This is a genomic window from Paenibacillus sp. J22R67 (assembly GCF_059692175.1).
The window spans coordinates 1-11,776 of record NZ_JCAUAX010000031.1; the positions used below are offsets into that span (position 1 = coordinate 1).

Consider the following 11,776-nt stretch of genomic DNA (forward strand, 5'->3'; position numbering starts at 1 on the left):
GCAGATTTGCTTCATCGCGCAAAGCGCGACTTTTCACAGGGCTTCAGCCGCCGGATTTCGCCGACGTCTGCCTGCTAGCTACGGGGCGGCTTGGACCTTACCCCGACTGAACTTGCATCAGTAAGTTGTGCCTAGCTTGGCTAGGCGCGCACTGCCCGATAGCTTAATGACAAAAAGAGCAGCTGCCGCCGGGCAAACTGCTCCATGATGGGTTGAACTAACGATTTTCGTTAGTGTGTACCATGTTATTCCCTCGTATAGTTTCGTCTAATTAAAATTTCATTTATTTGTAGTTTTTGCACTTCGGAGAGCCATACGATTTTTCCAAGATGTTTGGCATATGCAATTTCATGTGGTTGCTCGGAAACATGATAGATATTTCGTGGAATATGCCAGGGGTGTATGCCTTTTTATCTTTCATTTGATTTATCTTTCTATTTTGCTGGTTCGGACATTCTAAATCGCTCATTGATTCATGATTGTTCTTTTTGAACTGAAAAAATGTAATCGGTACTCTACTCGCTAGATTTTTTTGATGACTTGAAGGGTTTCGCGATTTGAGTCCATTTTACGCAGCACTTGCACTCCTGTCGCTAATGAGATCAAGAAACAGCAGCAGATGAGAAGCGAGAGTATAGACCATTCGAAGATACTGTGGCCAAGATATGTCTGCCAGCCAATTGCAATTAAACCGAGTAAATAGGTGATACCTGTTAAATGAGTCCATCTACTGCGAGCATTTGCAGTAAATGAAGTACGGTCAGATAGCCAAGCGACAATCGGTAAAGCTTGCAGCGCGTGAAAGCCTAGGCCGTGCAGAACAATAATATTTCCGTGAACGCCGACGATTCGGCCATTGTTGACGGAAATCCAAATACCAGCCATAAACGAGAACATGACAGCGATCATTGCATATCGGATACCTACAACCAGCACTGGGCGACGCATGTACGCTTTTTTGAGGAAATATTGAATGCCTAAGAACATGTAGCACAGAATCAAAAACAGGGCTACGAAAGTGAAAATATCACCGACCATGTTGTCAAAGACCATGCCACTCTTCACAAACCTTGGGTTGACGCCGCGAAAATTTTGCACGGTTTCCGCAAAGTAGGAATAAAGAGCCAGTAGGATATAAGACCATCGAAAAAAAGCTCTGCCTTTCACACCCATTGCGGAAAATGGCGCGATCGCTGCCGTTGAAAGTAGAAATATTCCCAGTGCGGCATTAAAGGAGAATGCGTTGGAGACATTCCCATCAGGCGATACATGTCCTCCATACAACAATACCCACACTGCACATATCCCCGCAAGTAGAAAGCCGAGAAGACCAGTAAGTACTAACCATTTCTCTCCTTCAAAAAACTTAACTGACAACTTGGTATTCTCACCCGTGCACATCATTCCCTCAATAACCATCGTGAATTCTCCTTTTTATATCGTTCGAATTTGATGTTTTTATTGTACAACGAGGAAGATGAAGCGAGACCTTGCTCAAGTCCAGAATTTTCCTGGACTATAGTCGTAACTGTTGCTAGACCCCTAGGAGTAGCCGGTCACTGTAAAAAGCGCCTGCAGTCATAACAATTAAAATCAGTTCCTTACTTTGGTATTCCAACTTTAGGTCTATCAGTATTGAATTATTCTTTCCTTTCGTTGAGTAGCAAAAAAAAGAGACCCACAGCAACGGGCTGAGGGTCTAAGGTTTATATTTTAAAGGGGTCGAGAAAGGCAACGGATCCGATTTGGTCCGTTGCCTTCTCATGTTGATATTGAACTCTCGGTTGCAATAGGTACGCATTTAATATCATCTTTTCAATTATTTAGGGGATGGGCATACCATTTTAATGTCTTCCAAATCTAACATTTGAGAGCTCTCGACTAAACTGCTTAAAGGGACGCTTTGCTCATTTTCTGGTTGATCCAAAGGATAAACTCTGGCGGTTTCATTCTCTTCGTCGACATGTTGAATGTAGATTGGCTTCCCATTATAAGTGACATCAACCATGGTAGGTGAAACTGCAATCTCTTGTGCGGATATTCCCCTGGTTCATTTAATGATTTTGACCATCCTTTTCCTTTATATTCTTTGTGAGATATCCTTTTTAATCTTGTATTACATGCTTTGCATGAATGCTTTATTAAAAAATAATTTTTTATTTGAGCGCTTGTTAGGGTTAAGCTAATTGAGGTGCCTGTCGGGAAACCATATTTAATAATAAACAGGGCTATCAAGATTAAACATACGATGATAACGCCTAACCAAAAAGCCGATTCATTCATAGCCTCTCTCGCTTTCCTTTATGTTTTTCATTTTGGTAACTTCTTAAATTTCGCGAAGTGATTGAAATTATCCTGCCCTTCAGTGATACAGTATTAGTTACCATCACGCTCTACTGCCCAATCGTAATGAAAAAGAGCAATTGCCGTAGCGGCAACTGCTCCTGTATCGCTAAACTATCGTTTACCGTTAGTTTAATGTCTTGCTCATATTAAATGGGATTTCATGTTTATAAGCTGTTGTGTATTTCTCAATTAGTTCTATTTTTGCTTCTTTATTGGCAATTAGAATGTCCCCGTAAACAGGTACTACGGTATTCCAATTCTCTTCCTTCGAATGTTTGGTTACAAATAAATATGATTGTCCTTCGTGAAGTAATTGATCATTTTCAATTAGAATTAATTCATTTTTTTAAATCCACCTTGTTGATTTACGATTACTATTCCATTCAATTTACCCTTTATATTATCAGACACTTCCACCTTAAACTGAGTTTCAGGCGTGCTATCTAATGATTTAGTTCCATCCTGTTTTATCACTTTCCCGACAAATACATTATCTGCCCATCCGACAAGCCTACGTGTATCGGTTACATCAAAAGCGTTGCTGGATGCGAATGTTCTTATAACAGGATTTTCTGGAGGATTGTTTAAAATCGCTAAAGCAATAGAGGCAACTATTATACTGCCAAGAACAAAAGACCACCTACTTTTTGAATATCCCATCTCTACTCCCCCCAGAACGAGAGAATATTTCCATGCTCTTATATTACCATAATTAGGAATTACACATTACTTCAATAGGCCGCCGCAGATGCTGGCAGCCTATTTGTAATTTTGCTATCGTTCTCCGGTAGCTGAATTACTCACTATCAGGAATCATTACTTGATCCATCCAATCCTTGATTGAGACAAAGACTTTTGTTCTAGGCCAATTAGAGTCATTGATTTGAGCGTTCTTGATTCATGATTTTCTCTTGGATAAACGGTAATAAACATAAAGGCTAATGAAATAAATTGGAAATAAAATTAGCCCTGCAAAAGTAGAAAGCAAAACAGATTCAATCTTACTACTTTCATGATCCGAATCAAAATTTATAAATCCATAAGCAACAAAGAAAAACCAGAATACTGTTAGTAAATATCCAACTCTATAAGGCAGTTTCATTTCTTCACTTCCTCTAGAAATAAATAGGAGTATTTAGATATTAAACTGAGTAAGCACTTCAAACGGACATCGGCTGCCGTCATTTACTTTATTGAACTATAGTTAACCATTACTTTAATTAAAACACAGTTCAATGAGTAATGTGACTACGTCGGGAATGTTACTATATTCTTGTCGCCTATCGCAATACACCTAAAGTGCTTTTACTAGCACCCGGCATACCTACAAGGACTAATTCTATTTTATTACTTACTTTAAGTTAATTATTATTTATTCGCTAAATTTTCGGTGATGCTTATAAATTCCTTCTTAGGTTTCTTCGCAGTTAAGGTAGGAGTGGGGAAGAAAAACCCTTTCGTTTGGAAAGATGACAATCCTCACAGTGCCGGCACCAATAATGTGAGAATTGTCATAATCATTTTCATGAAGATGGTCACTGATCTGTGAAGATGCGCTCTGGTAAGATCAATACATAAGAAAAAACGAAGGAGTGTTCAGAATGCTTGATAAAGCAGTAATGTTTTGCGCATTTATGGGAGTGCATCTGTTTGATGGTTTTGCGATAATTCATAAATTTCCCTTGCGCCAAGGTAAAGTCTCGTATCGAATCGTTTCCTAAGAACAAGTCTTGAAGACAGGTGTCGTGACTTCGGGATATGCATCCGCTACAGCTAAAGAGTGAAGCAAACAACGCCAACGTCAGCATTACCAAGATGAATTATCACTTCGTCGCCACGACGGAATAGCTGGATGTCATATCCTTTCACCTTGCATACGGTTGGCGACCTTCCTTATTCCGACGATTTACCGGCGCATTACAAAACGGCTCACCCACACTTCAAAATCAGTTGATCAAAGTGATTACGAGAAACGAATAACGAAAATTTGGACTCAAGAGGTCCAATATCCAGGAGAGTCGGTATTCGCTTCGTCTCCCGCGGCGAATTCGGAAGATGATCGGGCCACTCTGTCCGTCGTATTCAACGGCAGCACAGGCCGCTCTTATCTTTTGTTCCTGAATGCCGAGACGTTCGAAGAAATTGGAAGAGCGGAAGTTCCTCATCATACTCCTTATGGATTTAACGGTTTATATACGAACGAATTAATTTTAGGGAAGGAAAGTGAAAGCTATGCATAAAACAAAAACCGGAATTATTATCACGTTGTTGATCAATATTGTGTTGCCTTATGTGGCCTATCGTCTGCTAGTTCCGCACACCGGCAGCCTGACAGCTCTCACCGTCGCCGCCGCGATTCCGTTGTGTGACACATTGTTCAGCCTGGTTACATCGAAGAAAGTGGATGCTTTCTCTAGCTTTATATTTATCGGCATGATCATGGGCGTGATTGCCGTCCTCATCGGCGGAGACGAGAGGTTTATTTTACTGAGAGAGTCTTACGTTACCGGTATTTTGGGATGTCTGTTTTTAGGTTCCCTTTTCTTTTCCAAACCTTTAGTTTATCACTTCTCTATGCGGTTTACCGGAAACAATCCCCACATTGCCGACAAGTGGGAACGATTGCCCGAATTTCGTAATGAATTCCGCCTGATGACGCTTGTTTGGGGAATCACTTTAGGGCTGGAATGCGCCGTAAAAGTGCTGCTCGTTTATTCGTTTCCGGTTTCAATGTTTCTGGCCGTCTCCCCAATCCTCAGTTACGGCATGATGGGAATGACTATTTTTTGGAACGTGAAATTTAGCAAACAGACGAAGGAACGATTCTATAACCTGTAAAAACAGCAGAGGTGACCATATGCAAGCAAAGACCATTCACCGAGTCTTCAACTGATTTTTGACATTGCCAAGAAGTTGATTTTGGAAAAAGGGTGCCGCAACACCATTTTGCAAGAAATCGCCGATCAGAACGGTTTAACCAAAGGCTATATACCATTACGTTAAGAGTAAAGACGAATTGTTCGCGATGATCTTGGAACTCGGGACGGAAGAAGCAAATCAAAGCTTCTTTGAAGCCGTCTCCAATTCCATGTCCCAAAAAAGGGGACCATGCGCATTCGACGACGATTGCACAACTTATTGAGCAGTGGTAATGTCGCCAACTTAATTTTTATTTCTTTGTTAAGCCAAAAGGGAATTCCCGCCATAGAGAAAATCCGCTAAAGTTGGCGAAAACATGGATTGAAGTCGGGCAGCGGCACCAAGTGATCCCATCTCATAGTTGGCTAAAATTTTTATTATATTTAGGAACGGATTGCAGGTCCAAGCATCATGACGTCCGATTCGAGCGAAATCGGCATCGGATGTATAGATACATTGCTATTGGGTACGATTGGCGCGAAAAAAAATAGGGAGAGATGATTGTATGAATGAGACAAAGCAAGAAAGAAATGTAGCCATCTTGATTTTCGATCACGTCGAAGTATTGGATTTTGCAGGACCTTTCGAAGTCTTTATTGCAGGAAGTGACAGAGGAAAAGACTTCAAAGTGTACACAGTGGCAGAACATGACCTCCCGATTCACGCGACAGGCTATCTTAGCATCAATCCAACTTTTACTATTCATAATTGTCCCAAGCCGGACATTGTAATTATCCCCGGAGGGTGGGGAACAAGAAAAGAAATGCATAACGAAGTTATCACAAACTGGATTCGCGAAGTATCGCATCATGCTGAACTCGTCTTGTCCGTTTGTACAGGAGCCTTGTTGTTAGCCAAAGCGAATTTGCTAGATGGATTGAGGCTTACAACCAATCGCCTGGCTATCAACGAATTGAAAGAAGTTGCCCCCGCATTTGCCGAAATCATAGAGGATGCAAGGTACATTGACAACGGCAAAATCATCCTTTCCGCTGGCGTATCTGCGGGCATTGATATGTCTTTGTATGTAGTCAGCAAGCTGCTGGGACATAAGAGAGCATGGAATACAGCCAAAGTGATGGAGTATGATTGGAAAGGAGTTGATGAAGTGAACAATTGATAAGAAATTGAAGCATTCGTAATGAAATTTCAGCATTGCATTATAAAATGAGCTTTGGGTTTGTTGTCTTAATTGTCGTCTTAATAATAAGATTAATCTTTAAAAAAAACAAATTCGTTAATAAAATGATAAATTACCATATACGGACCTGCTTGGAATCAAATTCCCATTTTTCTTCTAGTTGGAATCGCTATAATCGCGTATGCATCACTAAAGAGAAAATAGGGATCGATAGTGCAATAACAAGAGATATACACAAAACACCCAATTTTGAGTGCATGTCAGTCTATGATACATCGCCAAACACGCAAAAAAGGCCCTGAAATCCATTTTCTTCTTTCTTGGACGAAGTTCACTTCGACGGAAAGGTAAAATGGAAAATCGGGGCCTTTCTGCTTTGGAAAAGGAGACTGTACCCGCCTTCCGAAATTTATGTTCGGTGAAAATAAAGTGTTAGACTGGAATCGTTGAATTACCGCGGTTTTTGAATTGAAGAATCGTCAGCTTTTAGAGAATAAGTTTTAGACTGATCCAATAAAAGAAACAGCGGCGGACCAAGACTTGAAAAATAAAGTCTTAGACTGCCGCTGTTGTCATTGAACTAACGTTATCCGTCAGTTTAATTAAGGACCTGACCCTGATTTATCGGCAATCCATCCTAATCTTGTTTTTTTAACATAAATATAACTGGAACTTAGATCACTAGCATAGAACAAGTTTCCTTCGGATCCCCTTTTTCCTTGATTTTTCAATTCAGTTGTAACAGCGAGTATTGGATGCCCAGTAAGTAAAATGTGTTTTCTTACTTCAATATTTGCTGTAGGAGAAGGAAAAAAGAGAAATAGTATTACTATCCCTAAAATTGTTATGTAAATTACACGCTCTTTTTTGCTCACCATTATCAACTCCATGTTTTAGTATTAATAAAAGGATCACCGAGAGGAAACCATTTAATGTCTATTTAAAATGACGTTAAGCATGAATTGTAAACATTAAGGTTCACCTCAGAACTATTTTACCATAAATTTGTAAATCCTCCCTCTAAATTGGCTTAGCCCACTTATTGAATAATGCTGCCCGTTAACGTAATGGAAGCTGCCGATCATGCCGGCAACCTCTATTAGTTGTATCTTTGAGCTATCACCTATAGTTGAATAAAGGCTGGCTATTTTTGTTCCATTCTTCTGCCAAAATTCCATAAACAATGTGGTCTACATAGTGGTCATATAACCATTCTGCTTGCCTAATGCATCCTTCATTTACAAATTTTAATCTTTCGGGAATACTCCTACTTTTCTTATTCCCTACCGCAGCTCTAATTTCAACTTTATTTAGGTTTAACTCACTAATTGCATAATCGGTTAATGCACTAGCCACCCTGGTCATAATTCCATTCCCTTGAAATTCTTCTCCAAGCCAATATCCTATATATGCAGTTTTGTTTGACCAATTTATACTATTGTAGCCTGCAACTCCAACAATTTTCCCTTTAAATAATATAACTGTATTCAAGCTCTTATTTTCAGCGAAACCTTTTAGACATATTTTGATAAAATCTATTGTATCTTCAAGTTGTATTGTAGCATCAAGCCAAGGAAGCCATTCTCTTAGATAACCTCTTGAATTATTTGTTAATTCAAATATCCCCTCTCCATCCCTTAATTCTATTAGTTTTAAAGATAAGTCCTCATCAATTTTATGTATAAACATTGTCTCCTCCTCCAAATCGTTTATTTTATATTTTATTACAACTTTTTTGAGCTAATCTTCAATTATATCAATGGAACAAAGAGCAGCACCGAAGGTTCTGCTCCCAGTTATGGTTCAACTATCGTTCCTCGATAGCTTAATGATGTTGGTATTCCAAACATACTGATTTTACCAAGTAATCTAAGGAGCCAATCCTCTGTTCAACTGAATCTACATGATAAAACGTACATGTGTTTCCGACTTCATTCAGTTCATTTGTTGATGAGTATAAATAAACTTTCTTTCCTGCTCCCAGAGCAATTCCTAACTCAACATGACTCCCTTTCCCTGCCGGAATCATTACAATTACTACATCTGCAGCCAAAACCCCTGAAAGTTCGTCTTGGCCAATTTTACGGAGTTTAGTGATGGAATCTATGTTCGAATGTGTTGTCCAATCGTACGTCTGATGAAAACCACGAATTTTCAAATTCTCAGCGACTTGCCGCACATTTTCTATGTTTTTGAGACTGGACGCTATGTAAAATTTCATACGTTCCCCCTACTTCAGTCTTCTAAACATGTTATATATTTTAAACGCATTTTGGAAGTATCCTGACCTTGCTTTGATAAAATGGGGACATTTCAAACTGCGCAGCAGCCGGCGATCCCTATTAAGTTCTGCGTTAGTTTAATAAACAACCTTACAAGAGAAATTAAATTCTTTCCTTTTGGCCATATTCAGACAGATGTAATACTTGATTAAAATCTTTTATCTGCCATTGTCCTTGTTCGAAATAAATATTGCTTACGCAAGCATTGATTAATTCTGTCTTTCCTGAACCTATCTCTTCATTGGATAAGGAAGCTAGAATACTATTTATAACTCCTCCATGAGCCACAATTATAATCTTTTTCCCTTTATGCACTTGATTAATTTCATTGATACCTAACAACACCCTGTTGCCTAATGTCGATTTACTTTCTTGATTTGGATAACTTCTATCAGGAAATGCAGTAAGTCTTTCATGCAATGTCATACCTTCTGCATCTCCATAATTCCTCTCAATGAAGTGTTCCATTACCACTAATGGAACACTAATTTTCCGTTGTATTGATTCTGCAGTTTGTATTGCTCTTTTAAGCGGACTAGTTATTAACAAATCCCAGAGGGAGTCCTTAAAATAATCACCACATTCCTCAGCCTGTAAAAGCCCTTTATTATTTAAAGGAATATCAGTCCTACCTTGTAACCTTCCTATTGAATTCCAATCCGTTTCCCCATGTCTAACCAAACATATAGTGGTCATTTTTTTCTCCCCTTCTTTAATTGATGTTCGAATCAACAGATTCTGTAACTTCAAAGAGATACCTATACTACAAGTATTTATATTACCACATATTGGAACTAACCTGCCCGTTACTTGAATGAAAAAAGAGGAGCAGCCGCGATGCAGTCTCCTCCATAATATGTTCCTTATTACTTCAATAAGTATAATTTCATTTTTACAATGTTCTTTTACCTGAATGAACAATGGGGATTAAATTCAATAATCTCATAGAACGTGCGTTTGTTTATTTCGAATCCACAACATGTACAAACTTCAAGCATAGATTCAATTTTCATCATTTTGCTTCCACAATTCACACAAAAGTATCTTCCTGCTTCACTATTTTCAACTTTTGGTATCCGTACTTTAACTTCTTTAGAATTATCTATTGCTACATTAAAAACATTTTCCATATGCTTTGAAAAATAACTATCTCCAGCTTTGCAATATAACTCTTCATTATTAACTTTCAGTGCTTCTTTGCAATAAGGGCAATACATTTCTTAAACATCCCTCACTTTATTTTATTAATTATTTCTCGTCAGTCCCTCGGAGTTTAGTTGTTAATATCGGCAGTCTGTAGTCGGTTGAGCTATCGTTTCCGTTAGCTCAATAATTATCTCAACCGTTTGTTTTTTACCCATCTGCTGGAGTCAATCAGCCGGCAACTTCGTTCTGAAGTTATTGAACTCTCAGTTCTTCATTAGTTGAATGATTTCATTTGTTTTTTAAGATATCAAGACCAACTATTTTCATATCATCTGCATCTACTACTAAAAGAAGACTAGGGCAAAATGATGCAAAGAAGCGAAGCGAGACTGACTTTTGTAATTCGTCCTCTAATACCCATCCAGTAGGTGATAAAGCTAATCTTTCATTCGGTTGTATATATCCATCTTCGATCCATTTCCTCAGAGAATCTGTTCCAGTTAAGTTTATTGCCTTCAATTTATCAAGTAGCACATTAAAATACCTGCAGGTTCTTCTCTTCTTATGAGGACCAAGCAAGTTCCTATCGCTACTTCGATAAAAGTCCATTATTAAAGGAGACAGTTCCCCACTTTTCTCCAAAGATCTAAATATCTCTACAGAGTCATTTTTCAACTGTTCCATCATTATGGTATTTATCCGATTATCAATTAATACAACTTTTACTTTTTCATAGTGAGGAACCAATTCCTTTAGAATCAAATTATGGACTTCTTCATTCTCAATCCCTAGTTGGACGGACGTATTCCCCGGCAACAGGACACTGGATGCATTAAGAAATTGAGCAAAGACAGACATATTATTAATAGAATCTTTAGCATCCAACTTTTCAATATTAAAAGGCACATGGATTGGTATTGCGTTTTCATCGTCATTTCCGAAAATATCTTCTTTGTGGATTTCTTTTATCCAGGAAAACATATTTCCCTCCTCACTTAACACAGCCTATCGGTGCCGGCTGCCGTCATGTTTTAATTGAACTATATATCGTTTCCGTTAGTTCAGTCACTTTCATGTTTACCCATTAAAATGAAAGTGCTCGTGGTAAATACCATCCATACCTACCAACTTACCGGTTTTCTTATGAAAATACGCAAAATTGAGGTTCAAAGGCAGCTTGAGCAAATCATAATTAACGTCTTTTGGTAACCCTTGAATTACTTCGACTGCCTTTTCACGAGTCGCGTATAAACCGATGGGAAAGAAGTTTGGAAAACGTTTAATATCTTCAGAAACAAAAATTCCCCAAATAACATCTTTATCCAAGGCCTCACTCCGTTCTTTCTATTTCCCCCAGATTATCACATAAAATTGCATTAATCTGCCCTTCGTATTATGAAGTCAGCCAGTTTTTACTGGTTGACCTCTTTGCATTTAAGAGGTTTAGTAACGGTAGCCGGGGTCGAACGTCACTGCCCGTGGGACCGTGATCCCGTCAGCTAAACTGTTCACCCCCTACTTGTAGAAACATGTTTGAGGCTGGTTGAGACAACGATCTCGAATAACAAGCGAAGCTATGACACTGCGAGAAGGACTAGGGGCTGCCGGCAAATTCAGTATTAGGAGGGATTGAAGTATGAATCCAGTAATTGGACTGGATATTGCAAAAGGAGAAAGTCAGGGTCAGGCCTTCTTGGATAAAGGAAAGCCCTGCGGCAAGAGCTTTACGATCATTCACACACAAGAGGGATTGCAGCTTTTCCATCAGCTTTTAAAGGATCTCGAAGCCATGACTGGACAAAAACCAATGGTTATTCTAGAGGCTACGGGCCATTACAATGCTCCAGTCACACAGTTTTTAGATGATCAGAACTACTTGTACATTGTTGTTAACCCTATTCTGTCTTATCAATCTAAAAAATCTTCGAGCTTACGTAAAGTA

At 38.8% G+C, this 11,776-nt stretch carries 14 protein-coding genes and 1 pseudogene; 4 read left to right on the forward strand and 11 right to left on the reverse strand.

The window, feature by feature from the left end:
- Positions 1-522 precede the first annotated feature (522 nt).
- From AC58VC_RS38185 to AC58VC_RS38200, 4 genes and pseudogenes are all read right to left on the reverse strand, one after another.
- Complete coding sequence (locus AC58VC_RS38185) at positions 523-1,419, reverse strand: hypothetical protein (protein WP_497376679.1); 897 nt, start codon at positions 1,417-1,419, stop codon at positions 523-525.
- Between the two features lie 457 nt (positions 1,420-1,876).
- A pseudogene (locus AC58VC_RS38190) lies at positions 1,877-2,041 on the reverse strand (small acid-soluble spore protein H); the annotation flags it as partial.
- Between the two features lie 638 nt (positions 2,042-2,679).
- Positions 2,680-3,006 carry a hypothetical protein gene (locus AC58VC_RS38195; RefSeq protein ID WP_497376681.1) on the reverse strand — a complete coding sequence of 109 codons (327 nt, stop codon included), beginning with the start codon at positions 3,004-3,006 and terminating at the stop codon, positions 2,680-2,682.
- Between the two features lie 238 nt (positions 3,007-3,244).
- Positions 3,245-3,448 (reverse strand): hypothetical protein, encoded by a 204-nt coding sequence (locus tag AC58VC_RS38200; protein ID WP_497376682.1) that lies wholly within the window; start codon positions 3,446-3,448, stop codon positions 3,245-3,247.
- Between the two features lie 778 nt (positions 3,449-4,226).
- On the opposite strand from AC58VC_RS38200, the gene AC58VC_RS38205 reads away from it, so the two are divergent.
- The 3 genes from AC58VC_RS38205 (at position 4,227) to AC58VC_RS38215 (ending at position 6,385) form a co-directional block, all read left to right on the forward strand.
- Positions 4,227-4,586, forward strand: a complete 360-nt coding sequence (locus AC58VC_RS38205) for a carotenoid oxygenase family protein (RefSeq protein WP_497376683.1) — start codon at positions 4,227-4,229, stop codon at positions 4,584-4,586.
- The gene (locus tag AC58VC_RS38210; RefSeq protein ID WP_497376684.1) at positions 4,579-5,184 is read left to right on the forward strand and encodes a VC0807 family protein; all 606 of its coding nucleotides are present in this window, start codon (positions 4,579-4,581) and stop codon (positions 5,182-5,184) included. The genes AC58VC_RS38205 and AC58VC_RS38210 overlap by 8 nt, the downstream gene beginning before the upstream one ends.
- A 586-nt stretch (positions 5,185-5,770) precedes the next feature.
- Positions 5,771-6,385, forward strand: a complete 615-nt coding sequence (locus AC58VC_RS38215) for a DJ-1/PfpI family protein (protein ID WP_497376685.1) — start codon at positions 5,771-5,773, stop codon at positions 6,383-6,385.
- Between the two features lie 623 nt (positions 6,386-7,008).
- On the opposite strand, the gene AC58VC_RS38220 is transcribed toward AC58VC_RS38215, so the two are convergent.
- The 7 genes from AC58VC_RS38220 to AC58VC_RS38250 form a co-directional block, all read right to left on the reverse strand.
- Complete coding sequence (locus AC58VC_RS38220) at positions 7,009-7,281, reverse strand: YjcN family protein (RefSeq protein ID WP_497376686.1); 273 nt, start codon at positions 7,279-7,281, stop codon at positions 7,009-7,011.
- A gap of 244 nt (positions 7,282-7,525) precedes the next feature.
- Positions 7,526-8,095, reverse strand: coding sequence for a GNAT family N-acetyltransferase (locus tag AC58VC_RS38225; RefSeq protein ID WP_497376687.1), 570 nt, complete (start codon positions 8,093-8,095; stop codon positions 7,526-7,528).
- Positions 8,096-8,231: 136 nt separating this feature from the next.
- Positions 8,232-8,627, reverse strand: coding sequence for a nucleoside 2-deoxyribosyltransferase (locus AC58VC_RS38230; protein ID WP_497376688.1), 396 nt, complete (start codon positions 8,625-8,627; stop codon positions 8,232-8,234).
- A 163-nt stretch (positions 8,628-8,790) separates the two neighbouring features.
- Positions 8,791-9,384: a histidine phosphatase family protein gene (locus AC58VC_RS38235; protein WP_497376689.1), complete on the reverse strand. Its 594-nt coding sequence runs from the start codon at positions 9,382-9,384 to the stop codon at positions 8,791-8,793.
- 209 nt (positions 9,385-9,593) lie between these two features.
- Positions 9,594-9,905 carry a hypothetical protein gene (locus AC58VC_RS38240; protein ID WP_497376691.1) on the reverse strand — a complete coding sequence of 104 codons (312 nt, stop codon included), beginning with the start codon at positions 9,903-9,905 and terminating at the stop codon, positions 9,594-9,596.
- Positions 9,906-10,122: 217 nt separating this feature from the next.
- Positions 10,123-10,815 carry a hypothetical protein gene (locus AC58VC_RS38245; RefSeq protein ID WP_497376692.1) on the reverse strand — a complete coding sequence of 231 codons (693 nt, stop codon included), beginning with the start codon at positions 10,813-10,815 and terminating at the stop codon, positions 10,123-10,125.
- A gap of 96 nt (positions 10,816-10,911) precedes the next feature.
- Complete coding sequence (locus AC58VC_RS38250) at positions 10,912-11,160, reverse strand: hypothetical protein (protein WP_497376694.1); 249 nt, start codon at positions 11,158-11,160, stop codon at positions 10,912-10,914.
- Positions 11,161-11,470: 310 nt separating this feature from the next.
- Between AC58VC_RS38250 and AC58VC_RS38255 the strand changes: the two genes are divergently transcribed.
- On the forward strand, positions 11,471-11,776 hold a 306-nt coding region (locus AC58VC_RS38255), incomplete at its 3' end, for an IS110 family transposase (RefSeq protein WP_497376695.1).